The organism is Streptomyces olivochromogenes, from assembly GCF_021538895.1.
GTDB classification, from domain to species: Bacteria; Actinomycetota; Actinomycetes; order Streptomycetales; family Streptomycetaceae; genus Streptomyces; species Streptomyces olivochromogenes_A.
The window spans coordinates 1-26,329 of record NZ_JADDRL010000032.1; the positions used below are offsets into that span (position 1 = coordinate 1).

The 26,329-nt window shown below is 68.6% G+C and carries 23 protein-coding genes and 6 pseudogenes; 16 read left to right on the forward strand and 13 right to left on the reverse strand.

The features are described from left to right. Nucleotides 1-3 precede the first annotated feature (3 nt). Nucleotides 4-114: pseudogene (locus tag IPZ69_RS47830) on the reverse strand (hypothetical protein); the annotation flags it as partial. On the opposite strand from IPZ69_RS47830, the pseudogene IPZ69_RS18010 reads away from it, so the two are divergent. Then, nucleotides 108-401: pseudogene (locus tag IPZ69_RS18010) on the forward strand (MarR family winged helix-turn-helix transcriptional regulator); the annotation flags it as partial. The pseudogenes IPZ69_RS47830 and IPZ69_RS18010 sit on opposite strands and share 7 nt — an antisense overlap. Here IPZ69_RS18010 and IPZ69_RS46975 read toward each other — a convergent pair. From IPZ69_RS46975 to IPZ69_RS18025, 4 genes are all read right to left on the reverse strand, one after another. Further along, nucleotides 402-527, reverse strand: coding sequence for a hypothetical protein (locus IPZ69_RS46975; protein WP_268834720.1), 126 nt, complete (start codon nucleotides 525-527; stop codon nucleotides 402-404). A gap of 273 nt (nucleotides 528-800) precedes the next feature. Next, nucleotides 801-1,364, reverse strand: a complete 564-nt coding sequence (locus IPZ69_RS18015) for an MBL fold metallo-hydrolase (RefSeq protein WP_235455160.1) — start codon at nucleotides 1,362-1,364, stop codon at nucleotides 801-803. An 80-nt stretch (nucleotides 1,365-1,444) separates the two neighbouring features. Next, a complete protein-coding gene (locus tag IPZ69_RS18020) occupies nucleotides 1,445-3,094 on the reverse strand; it encodes an amidohydrolase (RefSeq protein ID WP_235455161.1) in 1,650 nt (549 codons plus the stop codon). Nucleotides 3,095-3,158: 64 nt separating this feature from the next. Continuing rightward, nucleotides 3,159-4,589, reverse strand: a complete 1,431-nt coding sequence (locus tag IPZ69_RS18025; RefSeq protein WP_235455226.1) for an APC family permease — start codon at nucleotides 4,587-4,589, stop codon at nucleotides 3,159-3,161. 268 nt (nucleotides 4,590-4,857) lie between these two features. On the opposite strand from IPZ69_RS18025, the gene IPZ69_RS18030 reads away from it, so the two are divergent. Both IPZ69_RS18030 and IPZ69_RS47835 read left to right on the forward strand, forming a co-directional pair. Beyond that, a complete protein-coding gene (locus IPZ69_RS18030; RefSeq protein WP_235455162.1) occupies nucleotides 4,858-5,568 on the forward strand; it encodes a TetR/AcrR family transcriptional regulator in 711 nt (236 codons plus the stop codon). Between the two features lie 329 nt (nucleotides 5,569-5,897). Beyond that, the gene (locus tag IPZ69_RS47835) at nucleotides 5,898-6,515 is read left to right on the forward strand and encodes a hypothetical protein (protein WP_374293395.1); all 618 of its coding nucleotides are present in this window, start codon (nucleotides 5,898-5,900) and stop codon (nucleotides 6,513-6,515) included. Here the strand turns inward: IPZ69_RS47835 and IPZ69_RS47840 are convergent. Beyond that, nucleotides 6,406-6,837: pseudogene (locus IPZ69_RS47840) on the reverse strand (ATP-binding protein); the annotation flags it as partial. The gene IPZ69_RS47835 and the pseudogene IPZ69_RS47840 overlap by 110 nt on opposite strands. On the opposite strand from IPZ69_RS47840, the gene IPZ69_RS18045 reads away from it, so the two are divergent. Further along, nucleotides 6,812-7,009, forward strand: coding sequence for a hypothetical protein (locus tag IPZ69_RS18045; RefSeq protein ID WP_235455232.1), 198 nt, complete (start codon nucleotides 6,812-6,814; stop codon nucleotides 7,007-7,009). The pseudogene IPZ69_RS47840 and the gene IPZ69_RS18045 sit on opposite strands and share 26 nt — an antisense overlap. Here the strand turns inward: IPZ69_RS18045 and IPZ69_RS18050 are convergent. Then, nucleotides 6,973-7,257 (reverse strand): annotated as a pseudogene (locus IPZ69_RS18050) (amino acid transporter); the annotation flags it as partial. The gene IPZ69_RS18045 and the pseudogene IPZ69_RS18050 overlap by 37 nt on opposite strands. Before the next feature lie 319 nt (nucleotides 7,258-7,576). Then, on the reverse strand, nucleotides 7,577-8,107 hold the full coding sequence (locus IPZ69_RS18055) for a hypothetical protein (RefSeq protein WP_235455163.1): 531 nt from the start codon (nucleotides 8,105-8,107) through the stop codon (nucleotides 7,577-7,579). A gap of 650 nt (nucleotides 8,108-8,757) precedes the next feature. Between IPZ69_RS18055 and IPZ69_RS18060 the strand changes: the two genes are divergently transcribed. The 5 genes from IPZ69_RS18060 to IPZ69_RS18080 all read left to right on the forward strand — a co-directional run bounded on the left by IPZ69_RS18060 (nucleotide 8,758) and on the right by IPZ69_RS18080 (nucleotide 13,905). Further along, on the forward strand, nucleotides 8,758-9,255 hold the full coding sequence (locus IPZ69_RS18060) for a DUF1877 family protein (RefSeq protein WP_235455164.1): 498 nt from the start codon (nucleotides 8,758-8,760) through the stop codon (nucleotides 9,253-9,255). A gap of 539 nt (nucleotides 9,256-9,794) precedes the next feature. Next, nucleotides 9,795-10,421 (forward strand): hypothetical protein, encoded by a 627-nt coding sequence (locus IPZ69_RS18065; RefSeq protein WP_235455165.1) that lies wholly within the window; start codon nucleotides 9,795-9,797, stop codon nucleotides 10,419-10,421. Between the two features lie 1,564 nt (nucleotides 10,422-11,985). After that, complete coding sequence (locus IPZ69_RS18070) at nucleotides 11,986-12,498, forward strand: hypothetical protein (protein ID WP_235455166.1); 513 nt, start codon at nucleotides 11,986-11,988, stop codon at nucleotides 12,496-12,498. Nucleotides 12,499-12,817: 319 nt separating this feature from the next. Continuing rightward, nucleotides 12,818-13,594, forward strand: a complete 777-nt coding sequence (locus IPZ69_RS18075; RefSeq protein ID WP_235455167.1) for a heavy metal-responsive transcriptional regulator — start codon at nucleotides 12,818-12,820, stop codon at nucleotides 13,592-13,594. Then, a complete protein-coding gene (locus tag IPZ69_RS18080; RefSeq protein ID WP_235455168.1) occupies nucleotides 13,591-13,905 on the forward strand; it encodes a hypothetical protein in 315 nt (104 codons plus the stop codon). Before IPZ69_RS18075 ends, IPZ69_RS18080 begins: the two co-directional genes overlap by 4 nt. Nucleotides 13,906-14,053: 148 nt before the next feature. Here the strand turns inward: IPZ69_RS18080 and IPZ69_RS18085 are convergent, their stop codons facing one another. Continuing rightward, nucleotides 14,054-14,803 carry a hypothetical protein gene (locus tag IPZ69_RS18085; protein WP_235455169.1) on the reverse strand — a complete coding sequence of 250 codons (750 nt, stop codon included), beginning with the start codon at nucleotides 14,801-14,803 and terminating at the stop codon, nucleotides 14,054-14,056. A 349-nt stretch (nucleotides 14,804-15,152) separates the two neighbouring features. After that, the gene (locus tag IPZ69_RS18090; RefSeq protein ID WP_235455170.1) at nucleotides 15,153-16,133 is read right to left on the reverse strand and encodes a quinone oxidoreductase family protein; all 981 of its coding nucleotides are present in this window, start codon (nucleotides 16,131-16,133) and stop codon (nucleotides 15,153-15,155) included. Between the two features lie 33 nt (nucleotides 16,134-16,166). Between IPZ69_RS18090 and IPZ69_RS18095 the strand changes: the two genes are divergently transcribed. The 3 genes from IPZ69_RS18095 (at nucleotide 16,167) to gap (ending at nucleotide 20,087) form a co-directional block, all read left to right on the forward strand. Further along, the gene (locus IPZ69_RS18095; RefSeq protein WP_235455171.1) at nucleotides 16,167-16,898 is read left to right on the forward strand and encodes a TetR family transcriptional regulator; all 732 of its coding nucleotides are present in this window, start codon (nucleotides 16,167-16,169) and stop codon (nucleotides 16,896-16,898) included. A 1,126-nt stretch (nucleotides 16,899-18,024) separates the two neighbouring features. Then, on the forward strand, nucleotides 18,025-18,981 hold the full coding sequence (locus tag IPZ69_RS18105) for a GlxA family transcriptional regulator (protein WP_235455172.1): 957 nt from the start codon (nucleotides 18,025-18,027) through the stop codon (nucleotides 18,979-18,981). A 107-nt stretch (nucleotides 18,982-19,088) separates the two neighbouring features. Then, the gene (gene gap, locus IPZ69_RS18110) at nucleotides 19,089-20,087 is read left to right on the forward strand and encodes a type I glyceraldehyde-3-phosphate dehydrogenase (RefSeq protein ID WP_235455173.1); all 999 of its coding nucleotides are present in this window, start codon (nucleotides 19,089-19,091) and stop codon (nucleotides 20,085-20,087) included. A 482-nt stretch (nucleotides 20,088-20,569) separates the two neighbouring features. On the opposite strand, the gene IPZ69_RS18115 is transcribed toward gap, so the two are convergent. Beyond that, on the reverse strand, nucleotides 20,570-21,538 hold the full coding sequence (locus IPZ69_RS18115) for an alpha/beta hydrolase (protein WP_235455174.1): 969 nt from the start codon (nucleotides 21,536-21,538) through the stop codon (nucleotides 20,570-20,572). A gap of 211 nt (nucleotides 21,539-21,749) precedes the next feature. Here IPZ69_RS18115 and IPZ69_RS18120 point away from each other — a divergent pair, with 211 nt between their 5' ends. After that, a complete protein-coding gene (locus IPZ69_RS18120) occupies nucleotides 21,750-22,196 on the forward strand; it encodes a Ku protein (protein WP_235455175.1) in 447 nt (148 codons plus the stop codon). A 306-nt stretch (nucleotides 22,197-22,502) separates the two neighbouring features. Here the strand turns inward: IPZ69_RS18120 and IPZ69_RS18125 are convergent, their stop codons facing one another. After that, complete coding sequence (locus tag IPZ69_RS18125; protein ID WP_235455176.1) at nucleotides 22,503-22,772, reverse strand: replication-relaxation family protein; 270 nt, start codon at nucleotides 22,770-22,772, stop codon at nucleotides 22,503-22,505. A gap of 292 nt (nucleotides 22,773-23,064) precedes the next feature. Between IPZ69_RS18125 and IPZ69_RS18135 the strand changes: the two are divergent. The 3 genes and pseudogenes from IPZ69_RS18135 to IPZ69_RS18145 form a co-directional block, all read left to right on the forward strand. Continuing rightward, nucleotides 23,065-23,112 (forward strand): annotated as a pseudogene (locus IPZ69_RS18135) (hypothetical protein); the annotation flags it as partial. A gap of 230 nt (nucleotides 23,113-23,342) precedes the next feature. Then, nucleotides 23,343-24,734, forward strand: a complete 1,392-nt coding sequence (locus tag IPZ69_RS18140) for an amidohydrolase family protein (RefSeq protein ID WP_235455177.1) — start codon at nucleotides 23,343-23,345, stop codon at nucleotides 24,732-24,734. Nucleotides 24,735-24,836: 102 nt separating this feature from the next. Beyond that, a complete protein-coding gene (locus IPZ69_RS18145; RefSeq protein WP_235455178.1) occupies nucleotides 24,837-25,217 on the forward strand; it encodes a WhiB family transcriptional regulator in 381 nt (126 codons plus the stop codon). 199 nt (nucleotides 25,218-25,416) lie between these two features. Here the strand turns inward: IPZ69_RS18145 and IPZ69_RS18150 are convergent. Next, nucleotides 25,417-26,237 (reverse strand): annotated as a pseudogene (locus IPZ69_RS18150) (MFS transporter); the annotation flags it as partial. Nucleotides 26,238-26,329: the final 92 nt, after the last annotated feature.

Consider the following 26,329-nt stretch of genomic DNA (forward strand, 5'->3'; position numbering starts at 1 on the left):
GCCCTAGCGTTCGAGGACGAGGGCGAGGCCCTGGCCCACGCCGATGCAGAGAGTGGCGATACCGGTGCCGGAGCCGCGGCGGGCGAGCTGGTGGGCGACGGTGCCCGCGAGCCGGCCTCGACCGGTCGACCATCGCCGAGGTGATCAGCCGTCTGTCGCGCCGCGGACCCCTCGACAAGGTGCGCGACCCGCAGGACGGTCGGCGCTTTCTGCTACGCCTCACGGACGACGGGCTGCGCACCCACCGCAAGCTCACGGTGCGCACGGCTCGGACGAACCAAGTCTTCCTCGCCCCCCTCTCCGCCGAGGAACAGACGGTGTTCTTCGACCTGATCCGCCGGGTCTCGGACGCGGCGGAGGGGCTCCGCAATCCGGCGGAGTCCCTTGTCGGCCGGCCCTGATCAGTCCTTGGACTGCGCGAACATCACCCACACCTGGCCCTTGGCGAAGTTCATGCTGCCCCAGACGTCGGCGAACTCGGCGAACCGCTCCAGAGCGGCTTCCTCGGTCGGCGACGATGCCGTCACGGATCTCCTCGGCCCGGTGGGCCTGAACCTCTCCCGAGTCCCGTGGTGAGGACCTTGGCCGCCAGGGAGATGACCATCTCTGGTCCGCTGCTGCAACCGCCTGCCCGCGCCAGTCAGTTGCGGGCCCTCGGCCTGGACACGGCCCACCCGCTCGTCGATCAGCTGGTCGTCCCCGACCTGGCCGACGCCGACGCAGCCGACTCGACTGTGTCGGGCTCGTTCAGCTGCCCGTTGTCGACGACGACGCCCGTTGGAGTACCAGGTCGTGGTGAGTCAGATCGGGATGTGGGTGGTGGGGGTGAACGGTGCACCGTGGCCGGGGATGATCAAGGCGGGCTTCAGGTCGAGGATCGCGCGGCGGGAGTCGGCGAGCAGGCCGCGGTCGGTGGCGAAGGGGTCATCGGCGGGGCCTTCGGCGTGCCACCACAAGTGGGTGAGAACGACAAGGCCCTCGGCTGTGCCGGCGACGGTGCTGATGTCCTCGCTGGTGTGGCCGGGGGTGCGCAGCAGGTGGATGTGTTCGCTGATGCGGTACTGGTCGGCGTCGCGGTCCTCCCAGATGTCGTCTTTGTAGATGGCCATGTGGTCGTGGTAGCGCGCCGCGGGGAACAGCGCGGCGTTCAGGGTGTGGTCGGGGTGGTGGTGGCTGAAGACGACATCGGTGACCTGCTCGGGGCTGACGCCGGCGGCTTGCAGGGGCTGGAGGATGAGCCCTCGGTCGGCGACCATGCCGGGGTCGACCACGACGAAGGTGTTGCCGTCGCGCAGGAGGGTGACGGTGCTGGCGACGCGGTCGTCGGCGTAGCCGGTGGTCAGGATGTGGACGGTGGCGGGCACGGTCGGGCTCCTTGGGGCCGGAGGGGTTGGCGGTGTGCCGCAGGGGCTTGACTGCCGCCGGGGGTGATGGTGAGCCTGGGTCAGGCGTCGGGGGCGGCGTGAACTCGGCGCCCCGCGACGAAGGTCTGCTGGACGCGTGCGGCGGCGATCTCGTCGGCGGGGTGGGCGAAGATGTCACGGTCCAGGACGGCGAGGTCGGCCAGCTTGCCGACGGTGATGGTTCCGGTGTCGTCGAGGTGGTTCACGTACGCGCTGCCGACGGTGTAAGCGGTCAGCGCGGCGCTCAGGGTGATGCGCTGCTCGGGCAGGAAGACGGGCCGCTTCGAGCCTGGTTCACGCCGGTTGACGGCGGTGTGCAGGGCGGCGATCGGGTCGGGGCTGGAGACGGGCCAGTCACTGCCCGCCGCCAGGGTCGCGCCGCTGTTCAGCAAGTCCGCGAAGGGGTACTGGCGGGCGGCGCGCTGCGGGCCGAGGAACGGGATGGTCAGTTCGTCCATCTGGGGTTCGTGGGCGGCCCACAGGGCCTGGATGTTGGCGGTGGCGCCCAGTTCACGGAAGCGGGGAATGTCGGCGGGATCGACGACCTGGAGGTGGGCGAGATGATGCCGGTTGTCGGTCCAGCCGTTGGTGCGGCGCGCGGCGGCGACGGCGTCGAGGGCTTCGCGTACGGCGCGGTCGCCGAGGGCGTGGAAATGGACCTGGAAGCCCTCGCCGTCCAAGTGGGTGACGAAGGAGGCGAGCTGGGCGGGATCGATGAAGGAGATGCCGGTGTTGTCGGAGGTGCAGCCACAGGCGGTGAGGTAGGGGCTGAGCAGGGCGGCGGTGTGGTTCTCCGCGATGCCGTCCTGCATGATCTTGACGGTGTGGGCGTTGAGCCGACCGAAGGCGAACTTCTCTCGGCGCTCAAGGAGTTCGGGCAGTTGGTCGAGGCCGCGGGCCCGGTCCCACCACAGGGCGCCGCGGACCCGGGCGGTCAGCGTGCCGTCGTGTGCGGCGCGCAGGTAGGCGGGGGCCGGGTCGGCGGTGGAGGCGTGGTCGCCCAGGAGCGCGTCCTGCCAGGCGGTGACGCCGTGTGCGTGCAGCACGCTCTGCGCGCGCAGCAGACCGTCGAGCTGCTCGTCGAGGGTGATGGCGGGGATGTGGTCGGCGACCAGGCGCATGGCTCCTTCCTGGAGCATGCCGGTGGGGTGGCCGTCGGGGTCGCGTTCGATGCGCCCGTCGGCGGGGTCGGGGGTGTCGCGGGTGATTCCGGCGAGCTGTAGGGCACGGCTGTTGGTCCAGGCGCCGTGGTGGTCGCGGTTGACCAGGTAGACGGGCCGGTCGGGGACGAGGGTGTCCAGGAGGTGGCGGTCGGGTGTGCCGCCGGGGAATGCCTCCATGGACCAGCCTCCCCCGGTGATCCAGACGCGGTCGGGGTGCGTGTCGGCGTACGCCCGGATCCGGGCCGTGTACTCCTGTGTGCCGCTCGCGCCGGCGAGGTCGCACTGGCCCATTTCGATGCCTGCACCGACGGGGTGGGCGTGGGCGTCCTGGAAGCCGGGGATGAGCAGGCGGCCGTGCAGGTCGACGATCTCGGTCCTGGATCCGATCAGAGTGTGGACCTCGTCGTGGCCGACCGCGACGATCCGCTCGCCGCGGACGGCGAGGGCGGTGGCACGGGGGCGGACGGGGTCGACGGTGTGGATCGGTCCGCCGGTGAAGACCAGATCGGCGGCGGTGTCGGCGTGCATGTGTGGATCTCCGGGACATTCGGCGGGGGACGGGGGGTTGCTCACGAGGTGGGTCAGGTGGCGGTCAGCCGGTCTGGTCCATGGGCAGGGCGATGGCGTCGGCGTCCGTACCGCGGCCGGTGGTGAAGTAGGCGGAGCGGCGGCGCCACTTCGCGTAGCCGGCCGCGACCAGGCCGGTGATGATGAAGAGGGACGGGACCAGCAGCATGAACCAGCCGTTGTCCGGGGTCGCCTGGAAGTGGTCGCTCATGGTCGCGTACTGCCAGGCGAGGTAGACGCCGAGCCCGAACAGGACCAGCGCGCTCAGGGCCGGGACGATGACCGAGCGCAGCGCCTCAACCGGGCCTTCGCGCAGCGCGCCGCGGAACCGCACGGCGCAGGCCAGGGCCGTGAGCCCGTAGTACAGGGCGACGATCAGTCCGATGGAGTTGACGGCGGTCAGGATCATCAAGTTGATCTTCGGGATGCCCACCGCGAGAACCGCCACGGCAGCGGACAGGGCCATGATCACGATCGTGCCCACGGCCGGGGATCCGAACCTGGGGTGGATCTTCGTCCACATCCGTCCCAGCGTCCGGTCGCGGCCCATCGCGAGCGCACCGCGGGCGGTCGGGATGACGCTGGACTGCAGCGAGGCGAACGCCGAACACATCAGTGCGGCCAGCGGCAGGGACGCCCACGGTTCCGGAGAGAGCTTGCCGCCGAGGAAGGAGAGCGCCTGCGGGCCCTGGGCGATCAGTTCGCCGTTGTCCATGACACGCTGGAAGGAGATCGCGGCGAACACGAAGAGCCCGAGCATGGCCACCAGTGCGATCAGCCCGCCGCGGGAGGCGTCGGCGGCGTCCTTGGTCTCCTCGTTCACGGTGAACGCCGCGTCCCAGCCCCAGTAGATGAACACCGCCAGGACCAGGCCCTGCGCGAGGGAGTGGAGCGAGCCGATCGCGAAGGGGTTGAGCCAGTTGAACGAGAACGACTGGTGCCCCGTGATCAGCGCCCACGTGCAGAACACCAGCAGCACGGTGTACTCGAAGGACAGCAGCCACCACTGCAGGCGGGTCGCCGACCGCACCCCCGTCACGGCGGTGATCGTGACCGTGACCAGGGCCACCAGGCCGACCGCGGTGCTGATGCCGGTCGAGCCGGGGTCGAGGGTGACGCCGAGCAGGCGGTGCAGGTGGGCCTTGTTGGCGAACTGCAGGATTACCGAGCCGGTGACCGCACTGGTGTAGGCCATGAAGACCACGTTGGCGACCAGTACGACCCAGCCCGTCAGGAATCCGGGCCAGGCGCCCAGCGTGCGTCCGACCCAGGTGTAGCCGTTGCCGCAGTTCGGCTCGGTGCGGTTGAGTCGCGCGTACGACATGGCGATCCCGAAGATCGGCAGGAATGCGACGATCAGCAGTGCCGGCGTCTGCCGGCCGGCGTACACCGCCAGGGCGCCCATGCCGATGCCGATGCTGGTGGTCGCCGCGGTACTGGACGCGGCGATGGCCATCCCGTCCCGCACACCCAACGTGCGTCGCAGCGTCGTATCGGAAGGCTCGGTCTCGGGAATGACAGCGGCCACAGCGCGCTCCTCGTGTGCCGATCCCGCCGCCCCGGCCCAGGCTGCGATGCTGGGCCCGGCGAGCAGACGGTGGTGAATGAGTGGTGTGCGCTGATGAAACAACCCTGCCATTATTACGTCAATAAGTTGTCATAAGGCTGGCCGGAGTGTCCGTGCCCTGCACGAGGGCCCCAATCCACCATGTCAGGAGGCTTTCATGGCTGCATCCGACCGCGTCCCCGTCGAGCGCCGGCGCCGACGCCCGACGCGCACCGGGACCGTGCTGAGCGAGGACCTGATCGTCGCGGCGGCACTCGAGCTGATCGAGGCGCCCGGCGCCAACGCGCTGACCGTGCGCCGTCTCGGAGCGGCGCTGGGCTGCGACCCCAGCGCCATCTACCGCTACTTCGCCGACACCGACACCCTGCTCCTCGCCGTCGCCGACAAACTGATCGGCGACTCCCTCACCGGGTTCACCTCCGGCAGCGACTGGGTCGCATCACTGCGGGACTTCGGGATGCGTGTCCACAGCTCGGTGCTGCAGCACCCGCGCCTGGCCGCCGTGCGCGCCTCCCGGGTGACCGCCGGTCCCGCCGAGTCCCGGGCCGTCGACACCGGGATCGGCATCCTCCTCCAAGCAGGGTTCGACCCCGCCCAGGCGGTGCGCCACTACCGCATGTTCATCGATACCGTCCTCGCGCACGCCGCTGTCGACGCGGACGTCCGCGATCTGACCGAGCAGCAGCGCGATCAGGCGAGCCAGGTCTGGCAGGAGGTCTATTCACAGCTGTCCGCCGAGCAGTACCCGAACCTCCACCAGGTGCGCGCGCACCTGTCCGCCATGGGCGGCTCGGCCTTCCCCGACACGCTGGACGCACTCCTGGCACACCTCGCCGCGCTGCGCCGAGGTGCTCCCGGCCCGACGTGACGACGAGAAAACCGCACCTGCCGGGCTACACCCATACCTTTCGCGGTCCGGCGCGCGGTGGCAGCTCGGGGGACGGCACCGACATGGTCGCGGGGCGCGATGAGCTCCGCGGCGTGGTCAGCCGTCCGGCAACGCGCGGAGCGTCCTTCCCGCTGCGGGCGTTGCCGGGGACGTACCGAGCGGACGACTCGACGGTGGCCCTTTCGCCGACCCCGAGGTCTCCCGCACCGGTGTCCTCGCCGTGCAGCGAGGGAGCCGAGTGCCACCCGCCGTGATGGTCGTCGCAACCGAGGCCGTCGGGTGACGTGTCAATTGGTCGAGGACGGTGCGTGGCCGAAGGCACGCGTTGTCGACCAGACGGGGACTGTGAACGGTACGGAAGCACGTCCGGCGGACCGACCACGGACGCATGCATCGGTCGAAGCCTCGTAGCGGCTGCGACCTCTGCTGGGTCACACCGCCACATCTCCCTCCCCAGCTGCGGCAGCCAGGCGACTTCTCCCGTCCTGCATGCGCTCGCCCGACACAGCAGGCCGCACTGCATCGAGGTGGTGTCCACCGTGGCGAGCGCGAGCCCGAGCCCGGCCACTCGGCGCAACCTGGACCAGTTCATCGTCGCCACCCAAGCCGTCATACGGTCCTTCATCGGCTCGCCGGAGGCGATGCTCGTGGGCAACCTCAGCTCGACCGTCGTAGCCGCAGCCGCGTGCTTGCGTGCTCACGCACCTGGGGGAGCGAGGCCTCGACCGGGAGGTGGGGCGCGACGCGGATACAGACTCGGGTTCGCCATCCGTCCCGTCGCTGTCGCGCCTCGTACCGGTCGGCGAGAGCCTGCACGATATCCAGCCCGCGACCGTGCTCGGTCGCATCGGGCGGCGCACTACCGGCGGGGCGTTCCACGGCGACGCCGTGGTCGGCGACCTCTATGTGGAGCGTGTGAGCGCTGAGCGAGAGGAGTACGGCGAGATCGGCTCGCCCGTGCCGGGCGGCGTTACCGGCCAGTTCACTGACGATGAGGACGCACGCGTCGAGATTGTCGCCACCGATGCCCCACCGGCTCAGCACTGCTGAGGTGAAGTGCCGGATGTCGCGGATCCTGCGGGCGTCGGCGGGGACAGCGATGTGGGCGCGGCATGTTTCGCGGGCAGGAGGGGCGGACGGTGTGGGACTGCCAGAAGCAGCCCATGGTGGGCGGTCGTGTCTGTCACGCGGACGCGGAGCGGGGAGATGGGGGGTGCTCGGCATGAAAGTCGCTGACGTGGAGGTCATGGGAGGCGCCTCCCGGACTGGTGACGAGGACTTGGAAGAGGTCGCCGCCGAAGTGGCGCTGACGGTGGCACGAGGGCCGGACAGGCACAGCCGGGGCGCGTGGGCCTCACTCGCACATCTACGAGAACTGATGTTCCGCAGGATCACGGAGCCGGTGACCGCACTGGTGTAGGCCATGAAGACCACGTTGGCGACCAGTACGACCCAGCCCGTCAGGAATCCGGGCCAGACGGTGCGGTTCAGCCGTGCATACGACATGCTGATCCCGAAGATCGGCAGGAATGCGACGATCAGCAGTGCCGGCGTCTGCAGGCCCGCGTACGCCGCCAGGGCGCCGATGCCGATGCCGATGCTGGTGGTCGCGGCTGTACTGGACGCGGCGATCGCCATCACGTCCCGCACACCCAGCGTGCGTCGCATCGTCGTATCGGAAGCCCGGTCCCGGGGATGACAGTGGTCACAGCGCGCTCCGTGGTGAAGGAGGGTGTATGAGATGCAACACCCCCTGCCACGCTTACGTCAATGCGTTGTCATAAGGAGCGCCTCAAGCCGTTGCGCCAGTGTCCGAAGCGCACCGAGACCGTCTGGAGCGAGACAATCCGGCTCGTACGCGCGCCCCGCGATCTGTTTCTCCGAGAACCGATCGATTGTTGGACATCGCCATCACAGCAGGCCGAAGCCTGCGCAGCCCCAGTGAGATCTAGTGAACGCAGTGGCGGTATCCGGGCGGGATGCGATGTCAGTCAACGTGCGAGGCGGCCGACCACCACAGACGTAGCTCCTTGCGGACGTCCGACGGCCGTAGTTCCCATCCCTGGCCCAAAGCGACCTCGGCCACGTATTGGGCGCCCACGCCACGGTAGTCACGAAGAGGGATTTCGCACTCTACGGGCGGCCGTGCCTTCTTGGGCTCGCGCGGGGCCGAGGCCAGAGTGGTCCAGTGGGCGACGCGTCGATCGACCCGGGCCCGGTAGTACTCGGTGTCTCCCTCGTGGCGCAACTCCGGCCAGGTTACGAACCAGGAACCCAGCCGGGCGATGCCGTCCAGTGTGTCGTTCATGAACCGCAGGTAGCCGCGTTCGAAGCTGTTGCTCACGGCCGCGATCGCGTCAGCGAACAGTCCAACGACGAAAAGCGCGGCCGCGGCCGCCAGCCACAGCGCGCAAAGCACCGGAAAGCACAGCAGGGTGGCAGCAAAGCGCACAATCAACTGCCAACGGGGCCGGGTCGGTTCAGGCGTCCAGGTCGCGGGGTCCTCGTAAGTTTGCATGGCAGGAATTCTGTCGTACGCACTCGGGCTGGATGTCGTTGGTCAGCCTGGATGAGAAACTCGGGACGTCCCCGCGGACTTCCCCGGGCAACCTTGACAGCCGCACGTGTCCGGGTACCAGATACGGCAATCCACGGCTCGGAACAAGTAAACTGACGGGTCATCGGGAGGGAACGCGAGCGAGGCCGCCCCCTCGTCAGGGTGCGGACGTTGTCGGGAAGACCTTCGAGCTGTTCCTGAACTGCTGGTTCTCCCGGGCGAGTTCGCTTCGATCACGGCTTCGCTTGCGGGTGGTGTGGTCCCTGGGGCCAGTGCTCGATCTGATGCAGTGCCAGGAGGGTGCGGCCCAGGATGGTCCGCTGCCGCTGGCGGCAGATCGTAATGTCGCAGCCGTTGCGTCTGCGGTTTTCTCCGGTGTGCCGATCGCGTACCCCTCGGCCCTCCCAGGGCCTGTTGCGAAAGCCCGTACGGATGTGTACCTGTCCGCAGTGGTCGATCTCGACGACACTCGGCGCTCGGGTGTGGGAGGGCGTCCTGGCAGAGCTGGGCATCCCGGCGTTCGGTGACGGGCATCGCGCCGTCAGTGCCGTCGAGTAGTTTCTCTCCGTTCGGCCCGAAGGCGGGCCGCCGAACTGGGAGGACTCGTCGCCGTGAGCATCCACATGCACATGCGCGCCGTCGCGGAATCCGAGATCCGGGACGACCACACCTGGCTTGCAGCGTTCATGTGGGAGGCTTGGGAGAACCACCCCGACGAGTACGCGGCGGGCATCGCCGAGTCGATCGACAAGGTCTGGGGCTCCGTCAATGACCTCTATGCCGCTGCCGATGTCCTCGATGCGGATGCCGACGACTCTTGGGAGCTGCCGATTTACGGCGGGCGGCCAGTGGCACACAGCGCCGATGCCGACCCTTCCAACCCGCCCCTGGGGATTCTGGAGCCGCCTGGGGTGTCACAGGCTGCAGGCTTCCTCGCACGTGTCTCGTTCGAAGAGCTGTGGAACGTAGCCGGTGCCAAGCTCGTCTGGGCCGGCTGGGACGAGGCGCAGGTCAGGCAGGAGTTCCTCGACTGTCACAAGGGCCTCCAAGGGTTCTATGGGCGGGCGGCTGCAGCAGGCCACGCCGTGGTCAGGGCGGTGTGGGCTTGAGACGTGGTCGTGTGCCGGTTACAGCCATTGGTTGATGGCGGCGACCAGCAATGTCGCTTCGTAGCGGACAGCAAGTTTGTCGTATCGCGTGGCGACGGCCCGGTGCCGCTTCAGCCGGTTGATGCCGCACTCGACGGCGTGCCGGGCCTTGGAGTCCTCCGGGCCGAACTTCGGTGGACGGCCGCAGCGGGAGCCGAGCTTCTTTCGGTTGCGGGCCTGGTCGACTCTGTCAGGGATGGTGCAGCGGACTCTACGTCTGCGCAGGTAGGCACGACTTTTCCGGCAAGCGTTCGGGTTCAGGCATGTCAGTACGGTCGCGCGGAATTCACCCGGCCGGGTGCAGAGCCCCAGGTCGCACGGGTCCCGTCCCCTCAGGCGCTTTGACTTGCAAGATTCGGTGTCCATTCGCAGGGTGTGCTGTCCAGGGGTGACTGAGTGCTCTAGTTGACCGGTGAGCGCTCTAGTTGGCCACAAGGGGTGCAGCGCTGAACCCGAATACGTCCGTGCACCCGCGACAAGGAGTACGGCATGATCCGTGGGTGATCATTGTCCGACCCGTCCTAGAGATCCCTGGCCATGAGGGCTTTGACCTATGGCCGATCTCAAACGCCGAGCCCTACTCCTTCCTCGCGCTCGATGGAGAGCTGACGCCGGACGACATCGGTACTGCGGTGATGACTCTAGCCGCCTGCAATGACGTCGATCCCGGAGACGACCGTCCACCGCGTCCCGCTGACCCGCTCGGCGGCTTCCTGCACGGGCTACTGACCATGGACCCCCTGTTTGCCGCGGGCGGGTTGCAGGTGATCGACACCGTCACCGGCACCCGTCTGGTGCCGGGCTGCTGCAGTGGACTGGAGGACCGAGGGGACTGGTGGGAAGTCCTCGACGGCGATGGTCGCACTGCGTGGTTTGGTCACGATCCCTCGCCCGCCGCCGAACGCGACGGCTCCACGGTCCGCCTGACCGTCGACTGCGGCGCGGACACGAGCCAGTGGATCGACGTGCCCACAACCGAGCTCCGCCACCTGCTGACAGGTGCTGAAAGGGATCTTGCCGATTTCCTGGACTTGGCTACCCGCTGGGCCACCCAGCACCTGCCTGATCACTCGGAGCGCGTCGGCAATGCGCTTGCCCGCGCTCTGACATTGCCGCCGCGAAACTGAGTGCGCACTTGGCCACTCGGGCCAAGTCGGTGCGCAGGCGTCATTCGTTGGGTCGAGCGGCCGATGGTCTTGACGACGGCCGGACGTCGTGGTTTGTCCGGAGCAAGGGGCTGCCCGTGTCACGCGTCGGCTCGAAGTGCTCGGTCAGGTCTCCGGCAACACGAGCCAGATCTCGGAGAGGCAGAGGCCGTGCTCGCGACTCACAACCCCGCATGGGCAGCCCAAAGTGGTCCGACGCCAATCGCAGGTGACGGTCCATGGGCCGTCCTTGCCTCCGCACTCTTGGCAGCCGACGGTTTCCGCTGTCCATACCCCTGTCGCGGGTCTTGTGTGACGACGGAATCTACCCACGTATCGGGTCTGCCAGGGCTGAACCGGCGGTGTGAGCGGGACAGTGCCGGGCGCACTCGTTGCGGCAAGAGCGGTGAATAGTGCGGTCAGGCCGGGGAGCAGGGCTTCGCCCGCTTCGGTCGGGGGCGCGCCTTCTCTTGCCCCCTGCACAGATCCATACCTCGGGGCCGCGGCCGCAACGGGTGGATTCGGGGCAGCGTGCCAGGGCAGCAGGGCGCGGGCGACGGCAGCCAGAAGAGCGGCGGCAGGCGGACTTACCGCGCCGGCGTCGAGGTGGTGGACGGTGGTCCGCAGTATGCGCTGAAGCCGTCTGTCCCGGTCCGTCGCCCGGGTCCGGGCCGTTGAGCGCCGCCGGGCCGGGAGCGGGGCGGTGAGACGGGCAAGGACAGCCAGCGCTGCCTCGGCGTCCGTCAAGGACAGGCGCCATTCGCCTGCGGCGAGGAGCTGCCGGGCGCGCCTGCATTCCAGGGTGAGAGCTCGTGTCAACAGGGGGCGGGGGCGCGAGGCTGCTGCCGGCCCTCCTTGCATGTCTGCCATGCATCCCCCTTCTCGCACTTTGAACACGAAGACGTACGCGACGTGGAACAGATCAGCCTTGCCCGGCCCAGCGATTCTTGCAGGTCGCGACCGTTCCTGGTCCATTCTGGGACGGGGCTGACAACGTGACAACGCCCCGTGGCTACCTCTGGTGTTCACCTGTGCCAACTAGAACGCTCATGGCCCAGCTACAACGCTCGGTCACAAGTGCTGTGACTGAGCGTCACAGTTGGCTGCCGCCTCGGCTCGGTGCCTCGTCTCGCCCCGAAGCTGCTCGCGGCTGGTGATCTTGGCTGGTGAACGCATTGCCGAGCGCGGTCTCCAGCGGGTTCGTTGCCACTTCGGCGAACAGCCCCACGAGGGCGCCCGTGATGTGGGCCGTCCATGCGTGCGTACCTTGTACACGGCGTTTGTAGGTCACCCTGTGCGGCACGGAGGCCAACTGGTTTGATTTATGCGCCTTTACTCTTGCCGTAGCTGATGCGGTGACTTCAAAGTCGTATCTCACGACCTTGGGGGTGGCCGCATGCGGCCTACGCGCGCTCGTCGGCTATTGGTCTTCGTCACGGGCGTGTGCGCCTTGCTCGCTCTGTCGGCCTGCGACGGCGACGCAGGAGGAGCCGCTCAACCTTCACCCTCCACAGCGGCATCGCGCACGTACACAAGCCAGTCCTTCATGGTGCCGCTCACGATCACCGTCCCCACCTCCCTGGGGATCCGGCCGGTGTCGGACACCCGCACGTTCCTGACGTGGGTGAAGTCCGGCAAAGTCCGATTCCTGCTGCCCGCGGTGGTGTACGGGCCAGGAGGCAACGGACGACCGGAGAAGCCGCCCGCCACCTACAAGGATTACGTGGCATACCTGCATGAGCAGGCCGGATACCACGCCAACTGGCGGGACGAGAAGACCACGACCGTCGGTGGCCGGGACGCCACGCTGCTGACTGGCACCACGAATGAGCCGATGGACGGATCATTCGGCTGTCCGACAGCCAAAGCGGACCCCGACAAGGACTGCTTCGGACTCCAGCCGGACTACGATTTCCGAGTAGCCGTCATCGACGCCCCCGGCAGGCCGCTCGTGGCATGGACCCTGATCGACCTTACTCAGGTCCACAACTCCCAGAACTCTTCGGCCACCGCCTTCCTACGGTTCGAAGAGATGCTTAAGACCCTCAAATTCCGATAACCCGGCAGGAACGATTCCGGCGACCAAATCCCGGTCACCCGTCGCAGGATGAATTGCGGAGCGTCGTGCGGCAAGCGTCCTGAGCAATATTGATGGCGAGTGTGGCCAACTGAAACACTCAATGGCCAACTGAGCACTCAGCCAAAGCTGTTGTGACCGAGCGCCGCAACTGGTCTGTCTGGCCAGGTGTGCGCTCTGCGGGGGTCGCGCTGCGTGGTGTGCGGGTCAGGCGGTGGCGAGACCGTTCCGGTGCGCCGGCCGCGCTGGGGTGAGAGTGGGCTTGACCTTCGAGTCGAGTCGAAGGTTTACCGTCGGCGGTGTGACGACCTACCGCATTTCGCAGCTGGCCGAGCGCTCCGGCGTTCCGGCCACGACGTTGCGCTTCTATGAGGACGCCGGGCTGCTCCCCGCCGAACGGACCCCCTCCGGGTACCGGGTGTACGGCGAGGACGCGGTGGAGCGCCTGGCTTTCATCTCTTCGGCCAAGCTCCTGGGCCTGGCGTTGGAGGAGGTCCGCGAACTCCTGGAGGTCCGCGAGGAAGGGGTGTGTGCCTCGGTTCGGGCGCGGATGCTTCCGCTGATCGCGGGCCGGATCACGGAGACCGACGGCCGAATCGCCGAGCTTCGGGCTCTCTCCGCCCACCTGGCTGGTGTCCATGCCGACTTGTCCGGCCCGGCGCCCCTGGGCACGTGCGGGCCCGACTGCGGCTGCACCACGAGCAGCCCGGCGCCGGCGGCCGGGCCCGTGCCGATCACGCTGTCGCCGACCCGCTTCTCCCCGGATGCCGAGCCGTGGCGGGACGCCCCGGTGGCCTGCACCCTCGGCGGCGCCGAGCTGAGCGAGCGCACCGCGCAGTGGCAGCAGCTGGTCGGCAAGGCCGAAGATCACGAGAAGATCCCGGACGGCGTACGCCTGACCTTCCCCGCCGGCGCCGAGTTGGCCGGGGAGCTCGCGACCCTCGCTGCGGCGGAGCAGTGCTGCTGCGCGTTCTTCGACTTCACCCTGCACCTGACCCCGACCGCGCTCCAGCTGGAGGTGCGGGCGCCCGAGCCCGCCGCCGGGATGCTGGCCGACCTCTTCGGAGTGACCGCATGACCGCTTCCTCCCCTCGTCCGTCCCGGCCCTGGGGCGCGCTCGGCGCCGGCGCGGCCGCGCTCGCCGCCTGCGCGGTGTGCTGCGCGGGCCCGATCCTGGCCGTCCTCGGCGGCATCGGCGTCACCTCCGCGATCGGGGCGCTCTGGATGCCTGCTCTGGCGGTCCTGGCCGTGGCCGCCGCGCTCGGCGTCCTGGTCGTACGGCACCGCCGCCGCACGACGTCCTGCCACACGGCACCGCCCCCGGCCGACCTCGGCATGCCCACCCTGGGCCCGCCACCCGAGGCGGACGGCAGCCACGCCGCTCGCTGAGCGGGAGCCGCATGCCAGGCCGAGCACGGTCGGCCTGTGAGGATGAAGGCGAGCGGTGTTGTGACCGTGCACGATAGTGGGCCCGTAGAGCGAGGTCCGCGGTCAGCCAAGGGAGAGATGCAAGGGATGCCGCAGGCGCCCCGTCAGGTCAGGGGGTGGGCGAGGCCTCGGTGAGTGCCATCCAGTCCCGGACCGTCTCCTGGTGCGAACTGCTTGCCGTGCTCGCAGCCACAGCTTCGGCGTCCAGGACGGAGCACGGTGTCCCGGCTCGGGTGAGCAGGGCGAGTGGCCACGCAGGGCCCGCGCACGCGCGCTCCCCGTCGAAGGCGGTCCAGTCCCAGGGGCCGTCGAACCGCCATGCCCGGCCGGCGATGTCGGCGACTTCATCGCCCGCCTGGAGAAACGCGTATGGACGCATCAGCAGTTCGAAGGTGAAGGGGATCCCGTCGCCAGGATGGATGGTGTACCCCGAGCCATCGAGATGGCTGTCGTCTGGGAACTCGCGATAGGACAGGCCTCGGCGCAGCACGGTCACGGTCTGGGTCGGGTGCGGCAGCCAGGCCGTCTCCAGCGGGGGATCGTGGTGGTCGACGGCCGTTACGTGCACCACGGTGGGCGGCACGCCGACCCGGCAGACGTCTCCGGCCTTCAGCTGTTCGGGCGGAGGGTCCGTTCGGAACAGTTCGGCAGTCACCGCCGGCGCGACGCTTCCGCCGCTGCCCACGCCGAGGGCGACGATCCCGTTCCAGTGCGCGAACTCGTTGTCGTTGTCGATTTCCCACCATGGCCATCGCACCGACACGTGGTCCCACGTGACACCCCGCTCGACCCTGGTAACCGTGAAGGGGCAGGCGACCGACAGCACGTCACCAACCCGGAAGTCCCCCTCATCAATCATTTGGCCAGGTTAGACGGGCCCCTCGGCGGCCCAAGCGGGCCTACCAGCCAGGGTGCTGCTCGGGCCCGTGGGCCACCTACCGCGCACAGTCACTGTGACTGAGCGCGGTACCTGGCCCGGATGGCCGACTCCGATGCTCAGTATCGGCCCGACGGCGACGCCGAACACAAGCTGGCCCGCCTGCTCGTGTCGAGCAGCGCAACCCGCGCCTCGACCGTGGGTCCACCCCGGCGTGAAGAGATCTGCGCAGCACAGGAGCGCTACTGCGCCGACTCATGCTGGGGATGCCGTGCCTTTCACTTGGCACGACGCCGGGCCGGCCGCAACAACATGTGGGATTGATTGGCGCTCATGGGGTGAGGACGATGCGGCCGTCGGTTGCGTGGTTCTCGAGCCGTTCGTGGGCGGTCACCGCGTCAGTCAAGGGGAGGACTTCGATCTCGGTGTCGGCCTGTCCGCCCGCGACCGCCTTCAGCGCGGCCTCGGCGGCGGGCTGAACGGCCTCGGGGTGAGCCGGCACGTACCCGCCGGCGTTGAACCCGGCGACGGTGATGTTGCCCTGCCAGATGCGGTTGCCGTCGATGCCGTGGTCCCAGTCGCCGCTGGCGTTCCCGACCAGCAGGAGACGGCCTGACGGTGCGAGCAGGTCCAGGCTCTGGGTACGGACGAGCCCACCGACGGGGTCGACGATGACGTCGAACTTCTCGCCGCCGAGCACGTCGGGCAGTTGAGCGGAGTCAACGATGGCGTCGTAGGGCAGCCTGCTGGCGGCCGCCGCGCCCGCCCTCTCGGAACGGACCGAGCCGACCACCCGGGATGCGCCGAGCTGTCGGGCGATGCCGGGGAAGGCGGCGGCCAGCCCGCCCAGCGCACCGTGGATGAGGACGCTTTCCCCCGCGGACATGCTGATGGCGCGGGTCAGCGCGATGTGGGCCATGAGCGCGTTGGGGACGACGGCGACCGCAAGGGCGGGATCGATGTCGTAGTCCTGCGTCGACACGACCCGTGCCTGGTCGCTGACGTACACGGACGCGTATCCGCCGGTCCCGTAGGAGGACAGCGACACCACCTTCTCACCGACGGTGAAGCCGGTGACGCCGTCACCGAGTGCACGCACGGTACCGGCGACCTCAAGACCGGGAACGTATGGCGGCTGCGGCAGCCCCGGGGCGTCCTTGAACAGGCCCTGCCGTATGCAGACGTCGATGAGTCCGACGGCGGCGTGGGTGACGTCGATCGCGATCTGACCGGGCCCTGGGGTGGGGTCCGGCAGGTCGGTGACGGTGAGTACGCGTGGTGCGCCGAACTGGGTGGCTTGTACGGCCTTCATGGTGGTTCCCTTTCCCATTTAACGCACGTCGTGATGCGTTATCTCGACCGCACCACCGTGCGGCAGTTAGCGCATCTCGGTGTGCGTTATGCTTTCGGTATGCGCGAAAGGGCTCGGTCGGCGGAAGACAAGACACGTCGCACGGAAGATCTGCTGAAGGCGGCGGAAGCGCTCGCGCTCGACCTCGGGGGCGTCCGGTACGTCACGCTGGCGCCGGTCACCGAGCGGGCCGGCCTGCACCGCACCGGCGTACGGCGTTACTTCGCCAGCAAGGAGGAGCTGCTCCTCGAACTGGCCGAACGAGGATGGGGACAGTGGCGGGACGCGATCAAGGGCGAGGTCGCCGGTCGCACTGGGCTCGGGCCCGCACAGACCGCTGCGGTCGTCAGCGAGACCTTGGTCGCACTGCCGGTCTTCTGTGACCTGTTGACCCACGTGTCGTTGAACCTCGAAGGCGACGTCGACATCGAACGGGCCCGCCGGTACAAGACCAACGCTTTTGCCGCGCACGATGAGATCGCCACCGCGCTGGATCGCGCGAGCAGCATGACGCTCGAACAGATCAGCAATCTGCTGGCCGTGGCGATCACGCTGGCCTCCGGCTTTTGGCAGGTGGCCCATCCGACTCCCACCCTCGCCGCACTGTACGAACAGGAGCCGGAATGGGGTCACGTCGCGCTCGACTTCGCCCCGCGGCTCAACCGGGCGCTCAAGGCGTTCGCCCTTGGCTTCGCCGAGACGATCACACCGGATGACGCGGCCTAGACAGCCAGACCGGCCAAGGTGTCGCTGCTGATGCTGATGGCCGAGTCCCGGCGCAAGGAGTCGGAGAACATCCGCCGCTACTTCAAGCGGGCCCCGGGCGATTTCGGAGCTGGTCAGCCTCCTCGCGCCCGGCGACGCGCACCGCTGACGTCCCCGGGGGCGAGCGGAGCTCAGCAAGTCGTCTGCTCCGCCTGGAGGGTGAAGTGGGTCCGGCCGTAGCCGTGGCCGTTGACCTGGAGCGCCACGGCGCGGGCCGCTCGCGGCCCGTGCGCTGAAAGTGCCGCATTCAGACCATGAATGTCCGCCGGGAGTGACAACCGGGACGCTCAGAAGTGATAGGTCGCCCGCTCATTTGCCAGATAGGACGCTCGGTCACAACAACAGCTCCGTCACACATGGTCGGCTGTTCACGCACTCGCGTATTCGATTTTATGTTCGATGTCGTGAGAGGTGGGAGGTGGACCTTGGTGAACGAGGAGGCGACGTAGGTCGGGCGGCCGTTGGTGATGCATGTGCGCTGCCCGGACCGGCTGCCAGACGGCCCCACGGCGTTGGCGGCCTCCGGCTGACCTGGACCGACGAGACCGGCTGGGCCTACGCGCCGCTCGGCGCCAACCTCCGCATCCAAGGGCCGCACCGGCGGCTCACCCCACTGCGTCGGATCTTCGCGCGCTCGGATGATGTCGCGGAGGTTGCCGAACGACTGGTGCGGGACTGGCGCACACTCACCGGTGACTACCACGAGGAATAGAGCGCCGCGGACAAGACAAGGGCGGCGATCGCTGACTTGCGAGGTGCGTCTCCACCGCCTTCCCAGGGCGTCACGAAACTCGATCACCGTGGGTTCGGCTATGGCAGTCTCAGAGACTAGATGTGTCTCCGCCGATACGAGCAATACGTTGACGCGAGCAGAGGCTTCAGTCGTCGATCCGGGCGAGGGTCTGCCTGGGGAAGATCGAATGTGGCCTTTCCATCGGCGGGCAGCTGCCGGATGGACCTCTCTTTCTCCTTGCTCGTCCGTAACGTCACGTCGTAGACGGGAGCGTCACCGGAGTTCCGTACATGGAAGTGGCGAACCCTTTGCGGGCGCTTCGTCTTGTCGTCACGCCCCACGTAGCCTTTTCCTGTGCCAGTCTCCCGCCTGCATCGCGTCGCCGTCCTTGTGCTCGATGGCGCGAAGCCGCTCGACGTCGGAATTCCCGCGCAGGTTTTCACGACCCGCGCGAGCATGCCGTACGAGGTGCGGGTGTGCGGCGCGACACCCGGTTTCGTGACCGGCGGCGATGGCCTCGCGTACTACGTCGCCCACGGCCTCGACGCCCTTGCGTGGGCCGACATCGTCTTCGTCCCCGGCTACCGGTTCCCGGACCGCGACGACCCGCCGCAGGCCGTCGTCGACGCACTGATCGCCGCCCACGACCGGGGCGCGCGTCTCGCCGCCATCTCGACGGGCGCCTTCGCACTCGCCGCCACGGGCCTGCTCGACGGCAGGCGCGCCACGACGCACTGGCACTACACGCGGGCACTCGTGGCCAAGCATCCGCTCGTCCAGGTCGACGAGAACGTGCTGTTCGTCGATGAGGGGAGCGTGCTGACCTCGGCCGGTGCCGCCTCCGGTATCGACCTGTGCCTGCACATCCTGCGCGGCGACCTCGGAGTGGCCGCGTCCAACCACGCGGCCCGGCGTCTGGTTGCGGCCCCCTACCGCAGTGGCGGCCAGGCCCAGTACGTGCCACGCAGCGTCCCCGAGCCTCGGGGCGAGCGGTTTGCCGCCACCCGCGAGTGGGCGCTGCACCGGCTCGGCGAGCCGCTCACCCTCGACATACTGGCGCGGCAGGCGGGGGTCTCGCCGCGCACGTTCTCCCGGCGCTTCGTCGAGGAGACCGGCTACACGCCGATGCAGTGGGTGATGCGCGCCCGCATCGACGTGGCCCGTGAACTGCTGGAGCGGTCGCAGCGGAGCGTCGAACAGATCGCCGCCGATGTCGGTCTCGGCACCGGCGCGAATCTGCGGCTGCACTTCCAGCGCATCCTCGGCACCACCCCGAGCGAGTACCGGCGCACCTTCACCCTGGGCGAGTAACCCGCCCGGCACCGCGTGGCGGGATCCTTTTGAACCGTGGCGATCCCGCCACTGTCAGCGGCGCTGGCCGCGGGCGAGCCTTGTGGCGAAGAGAAGGGACATCACTCATGACTCGCATCGCCATCAACGGATTCGGCCGCATCGGACGCAATGTGCTGCGCGCTCTGCTCGAACGCGACAGCGACCTTGAGATCGTGGCCGTCAACGACCTGACGGAGCCCGCCACTCTCGCCCGGCTGCTCGCCTACGACAGTACGGCCGGTCGGCTCGGGCGCCCGGTGACCGTCGACGGGGACGCCCTCGTCGTTGATGGCCGTCGGATCACGGCGCTGGCCGAGCGCGAACCGGCGCAGCTGCCGTGGGCCGAACTCGGCGTCGACATCGTCCTGGAAGCCACGGGCCGCTTCACCTCGGCCAAGGCAGCCCGCGCCCACCTCGACGCGGGCGCGAAGCGGGTACTTGTCAGCGCGCCGTCGGACGGTGCCGACGTCACGCTCGCGTTCGGGGTCAACACCGACGCCTACGACCCGGCTGTGCACACGATCGTCTCGAACGCCTCCTGCACCACCAACGCGCTCGCGCCGCTGGCCGCGGTCCTCGACGAACTCGCCGGTATCGAGCATGGGTTCATGACGACGGTGCACGCCTACACGCAGGAGCAGAACCTGCAGGACGGTCCGCACCGCGACGCTCGTCGTGCCCGGGCCGCCGGCGTCAACATCGTGCCGACCACGACCGGTGCCGCCAAGGCGATCGGCCTGGTGCTGCCGAACCTGGACGGCAAGCTGTCGGGTGACTCGATCCGCGTACCGGTGCCGGTGGGCTCGATCGTCGAACTCAACACGACCGTCGCCCGCGACGTGACGCGTGACGACGTGCTGGCGGCGTACCGCGCCGCGGCGGAGGGGCCGCTCGCCGGCATCCTTGAGTACTCGGACGACCCGCTCGTGTCGTCCGACATCACAGGCAATCCGGCCTCTTCCATCTTCGACTCGGCCCTCACCCGCGTCGACGGCCGCCACGTCAAGGTGGTCGCCTGGTACGACAACGAGTGGGGCTTCTCCAACCGCATGATCGACACGCTTGAGTTCCTCGCCACCCGCTGACCGGACGCCGGGAAGGTACCGCGCCTCCGGCGACCGCGCCGGCCAGCACAGGTAAGGTCCCAGCGTTGGCAGGCACCGTGCCGACGGCGCTTTCCGGATTGGCGCCGGGTGAGACGGAGACGGCATGACGATTGCTACTGGCTCGCGTCAACCTTCTGAATTGACCGGCCTCTTGAATGCCCGGCCTTCTGCAGCCGCTCGCTGAGCGGCTGCAGGTACTGGTCGCGGACCGTCGGTCCGTGACGGACCTCCGCCACTACTTCGGGCGCGGCTGACGCGGTCACGGCCGCGGACCTGGTCGCCGTACAGACCTTGTCCGTCACCGTGCATCCTGGAGGGTCCCCTCGGCGCGCAGCTGTCCGAGCACCTGCGCGCCGTTCCCACAGATATCGAGATGCGGCACCGAAGCGAGCACAGCCGAGCCCACCTCGCCACGTAGGGCGCTGTCAGTGACTTTGAAGCCTCCGTGGCCGCAGAATAATCTATGCTCGGCCGGTTCCGAGGGCGTTGCGCAGGAACAGGGTGGCCTGGTCGATGGCTCCACGGGCGGCTTTGGACTGACTTAGCGAGTTGAGCAGCATGAAGTCGTGGACCGTGCCGTCGTAGCGCACTGTGGTTACTGGAACGCCGGCTGCTCGGAGCTTGGCGGCGTACGCCTCACCCTCGTCACGCAGCACGTCGGCCTCGTCGACGATCAGCAGGGCGGGTGGCAGGCCGGAGAGCTGCTCGATGGTGGCGTTGTTGGGAGACGCGGTGATCTCAGCGCGCTGGTTCGGGTCGGTCGTGTAGGCGTCCCAGAACCACTCCATCAGCTTGCGGCTCAGGTAGTAGCCGGTGGCGAACTGGTCGTAGGAACCGGTGTTCATGGCTGCGTCCGTGACCGGGTAGTACATGGACTGCTGTACGAACTTGACGTCACCGCGTTCCTTGGCCATGAGGGCGAGTGCGGCGGTCATGTTTCCGCCGACCGATTCCCCGGCCACTGCCATGCGTTGTGCGTCCAGCCCCTTGGACGCTCCCTCGCGGATGATCCACTGCGCTGCGGCGTAGCCCTGCTCGATGGCCACGGGGTAGTGGGCCTCGGGCGACGGCGTGTACTCCACGAAGGCCACCGCCGCATGTGCGCCAACCGCCAATTCGCGCACCAGGCGGTCGTGGGTGCCGGCGTTGCCCAGCACCCAGCCGCCGCCGTGCATGTACAACACGACGGGCAGCGTTCCGGTGGCGCCCTGCGGTTTGACAATGCGTAGCCGTACGTCGCCCACGGTGGCAGGTACGGTGACCCACTCCTCGTCGACCGGCAGCTTGTCGACCGGTGCGGCCTGGAGGTCGTCGAGGACCTTGCGCGCTGCGGTCGGATTCAGCTCGTACAGGAACGGATGTTGCGAGGTTGCGTCGGCGAGTTCCTGTGCCTCGGGCTCAAGAACGATGGAGGCGGTCTGAGCAGCCATGGGAATACTCCCTGGAAAGTCCGGCAAGCGCATGGTGACGAGCGCAGGCGGCTGACGAGCATCGCGGTGCGCTCAGGGTGTGGGGCGGCCAGTGGAGCCAGCGCCCTGATTCAAGCCCCCGATGGGGCTGGATCCAGCATAGTCACGCATTCTCCGTCGCTGCATTCCAAGGAACTGCCTGCGCCGTCCCGCACGCTGGGTGCGCGGCTCGGTGACGACCGGTCTGGTCACGGTGCCGATCAACGTGGTCAGCGCGACGGAGGACCACAGCATCCACTTCCACCAGTACCACCTGGAGGACATGGGCCGGGTTCGGGTGCGCAAGGTCTGCGAGCTGGAGGACCGCGAGGTCACCCAGGACGAGATCGGCAAGGACTACGAGCTGACCCGCACCCAGGTCATCCCGATCACCGACGAGGAACTGCGGAACCTGCCGCTGCCGACGGCGAAGGCGATCGAGATCCAGGGCGTCGTGCCGCTGGAGACGGTGGCCCCGCTGCGAATCGGGGAGGGGTACTACCTGCAGCCGAGCAGGCAGGTCGCGGCGAAGCCCTACAGGCTGCTGGTGCAAGCACTCGGCCGTTCAAACAAGGTGGCTGGGGCTGAGTATGAGCGGAGCGGCCGGGAACGAATGTCTCCACGGGTGCGTACGCCGTGATCTGGTCGTCGTCAGAGGTATCCTCTTCCCAGATTTTCACGGAGTCATTGAAGAACCGGCCGATCTCGAACGGCTCAAAGTGAACCGTGTACGTGATGAGGAATTCCCAGGTGCCGTCGGAGCGCGGGTTAGCGCTCTCAACGATTCGGTCAGTCCCTATCTTCGCCATGATGGTCACCTCTCCATATCGGTGCTTCGTGGGTTACCGCTCTGGTTAACCCGTGGGTCAATTACGCCTCACGCCGGTACCTCAGGTCATGCCCCTCGTTTTCGGAACTTGACGGTCCCGCGATCGCTTGTTGCGCCTCAGCGGTCCGGCAGGGCATGCCCCGCCCATCGTCTGGCGGCGGTGCGGTCGGTGATCAGCTTCGGCGGCCGCCGCTCCCGCAGCTCGGGCCCCTCGGAGGCGACGTCCACGCCGTACTGCGTGGCGAACCACACCCGCGTGCGTCCGGCCTGCGGCAGGGTGACGCGGTCGACCAGGCCCTCATCACTCAGCTTGGCCAGACGCCGCCGGGTCTGCCCGATCCGCACCCCAGGTGCGATCGTCAGGTGCATCTGCTCCGTCGTCGTCATCCGGTACTGCGCCGGTCTGGTCCGGTGCCGCGCATACGGTCCAGGCCAGCAGCTGCCCCGCCCGCGCCACCGACTGCCGTCGCGACGGTGGGTTCACGTCGTCGCTGAGTAACGTCGCGGCGTTGTGGTGCGGCACGCCGGTGACAGCGCGGCTGGACGACCCGGACAAGATCTGCGCGGCATTGGAGTCCACGGTGGCTGACCTGCTGAAGGCCCAGCCGGTGACCGCTGCGGTGAGCCCGGAGGAGCAGGATCCAGCCACGATCTCGGCTTCTGGGCCTACGGGGAGTTCAAGGGCCACGATCTGCAACACGCGGGTTACGTCATGAAGGTGGGCTGACCCGCCGCTCGGCAGATGCCACGTCGCAATAACAGCTACCCGGCCCCCTCCACGCGCGTGCAGCCGACAGACGACCGGCTCCAAGACCGCGCCCCGCGCCCGTACACGTCCCGATCCTCGGTGCGCGACACCTGGGGAAACGGCGGCCTGGTTGCCGTAGCCGGGGCGACCAAGGCTTAAAGCCGAGCAGTACCGACACTCCTCTCCGACGTACGGAAAGAAGCCCCCGCATGAACGTCAACGACACCACCAGCGCCGCCGTTCTCGAACAGCTCCGCCGCCGCCCCGCAGATGAACGGCGCATCCTGTTCACCGGCGCGACCATCGTCACCATGGACCCCGGCCTCGGCGTGATCGACCGCGGCGACCTCCTCGTCGAGGGCGACACCATCACCGCCGTCGGCCCCGGCCTCAGCGCCCGTGACGCCGTGGTCGTCGACGCCACCGACACCATTCTCAGCCCCGGCTTCGTCGACACCCACCGGCACGCCTGGGAGGCTCAGCTGCGCCGGATCATGCCGGACGTCGACGACCTCAGCGGCTACGTCATGTCCACCCTGGCCGGCTACGCCACGGTCTACCGGCCCGCGGACATGCACATCGGTACGAGACTGGCCGCCCTCACCGCGATCGACAGTGGTATTACGACCATGCTCGACTTCTCCCACAACTCCCGCACCCGAGAGCACTCCGACGCCGCCATCGAGGCCCTTCGCGACACCGGCATCCGCGGCGTGCACGCTTCCATGGGCCCGCACTTCGGCGACTGGGACCGGCAGTGGCCCGGCGACCTGACGCGCATCAAGGAGCAGTACTTCAGCAGCGACGACCAGCTGCTGACCCTGCGTCTGGCGACGCTCGCCACCGACGAGATCGCCGGAATGGCGCTGGCATATGGTCCTGAACTCGCTCGCGTCGCAAAGGACTTGGGTATCGGAGTGAGTGTGGACGCCGTCTTCGGCGCGTCCTCCTCCGAGGCGGTCCTGCGCTGGGCGAAGGACGGCGTCCTCAACCCCGACGTCACCCTCATCCACGCCACCGGACTGACCCCGGAGGCGTGGAAGGCGATGGGGGAGACCGGCACCACCGTGGCGCTCGCCCCCACGTCCGACGCACAGATCGGCCTGGAGAGCGCGATCCCCGCCGTCGACGAGGCACTGTCCGTCGGCATCCGCCCCGGACTGAGTATCGATGTCGAAGTCGCCCTGGCCAGCGACATGTTCACGCAGATGCGGGCCCTGCACGCCATTCAGCGAATGCGCGCCGTTAACGCAGCCTACGGCACCGGCCAGCAGCCCCACCGCATCACCACCCGCGATGTCCTGGACTTCGCCACCCTCCAGGGCTCCCGCACCAACGGCCTGGCCGCCGTCACCGGCTCACTCACCCCGGGCAAGAAGGCCGACCTGCTGGTCATCCAGGCCGAGGACCTCAACAACATGCCCCTCAACGACCCGATCGGCACCGTCGTGCTGGGCTCCGATGCCCGCAACATCAGCGCCGTGCTCATCAACGGCGAGCCCCGCAAATGGAACGGCCACGTCCTCGACGTCGACCTGTCCGCCCTGCGCCGCGAGGTCTACGCCTCGCGCGAGTACGTGCTGAACACCCCCACTGCGTGAGCATCCCCCTTCGTCGTCCCCGGCCCTGGGGCTGTCCACCGAGGGGATGGTTGCCGAGATGACGAGGTTCCCTGTGCGGGGGTGGTTGTCGTACGGTCTCGAATGCGTGTCCCGCGCGTGGGGGAGCGGGTCGGGCCGGTTCGGGGAGAGGACGGCATAGGGGTGGGCACGGATGGGGAGTGGGGCGAGCACGCGGCCTGCCGCGCGGCTGATCCGGAGGAGCTGTTCGTCGAGGGCGCTGCGCAGAGCAGGGCGAAAGCAGTCTGCACCGGGTGTGTGGTGCGGACCGAGTGCCTTGCTCATGCCCTCGACAATCGGATCGAGCACGGTGTGTGGGGCGGCATGACCGAGCGGGAGCGGCGGGCCCTTCTGCGGCGCCGGCCGACGGTGACCTCCTGGCGCACCCTGCTGGAAGCAGCACGTACAGAACATGCCCGACAGTCACGCCCGGGCGACGACGAGCGCTCGGCCGCAACGGGCTGAACCGCGGCAGCCAGAGGCCGGCCTTTCTGCGCAGCGAGTAGGGCTGTGGGCAGGGACTGGTTGGCGACCGCCGGCCTGCTCGCCCGACAGCGAGTCCACGCGCTCGTCACCCTCGCCCACGTCTTCCTCGCGCAGGACCGGTCTGGTGACGCTCTGCTCAACGTCGCCTCGACACTCGCCTAGGCCCCGGTGTCCAACCTCGGCGGCTGATGCGGTCGGCGAGTGCGCCGAGCGGGAAGGCGAGCGTCAGGAAGACAGCGGCGGTGCCCAGCGGTAGCAACGGGAACAGGTGGGCAGGCAGGGACTCTTCGCGCTGGAGCAGCAGATGGAGGAAGGAGTCGCTGACGGTGGTCAGGCCGAGCAGGGCCGCGCACACGGTGAGTCGGCGCAGCTGCGGGCGGCGCAGCAGCCCGAGGGTATCGCGCAGCGTCGGCCGCTCTCGCTCGGACGGCTCTGCGGGACCGGCGGCGGTGATGTGGCGGGGCACGAAGAGCACCAGCACCAAGACCCCGAGCACGGCGACACAGCCGCTGACCGCGAAGACCGCGTCGTAGCCGTCGACAGTGGCCCGTAGCACGGCGAAGGCGACGAGCGGGCCGAGCAGCGCGCCGGTGGTGTCCATGGCGTGGTGCACGCCGAACGCCCTTCCCCGGCGCTCGGGTTCAGTCGTCAGGGAGATCATCGCGTCCCGGGGAGCGGTGCGCGGTCCTTTGCCGGTGCGGTCGGCCGCGAGCACGGCGCTGATCACGGGGAGGGTGTGAGCGAGCAGCAGCAGCGGCTTGCACAGCGCCGACAGGCCGTAGCCGACGCCTGCCACGATCTTGTGGCGGCGGCCTCCCCGGTCGGCGAGGTGGCCGCCGGCCAGCCGGACCAAGGTCCCGACGCCATTGTTGATGCCGTCGAGGAGGCCGTGCCCGAGGGGGACAGGCCGAGGCCCGCCACCACATAGAGCGGCAGGACGGCCGTGATCATCTCCGAGGAGATGTCCGTGATCAGGCTGACCGCACCCAGGGCCAGCACGGTGCTGGGCACGGCGGCCGGCCGTCGCCCCGGACGGGTGTCCGGGGCGACGACGGGCTTGGTGCTGCGGGAGTCCGCGAGCTACACGGGCG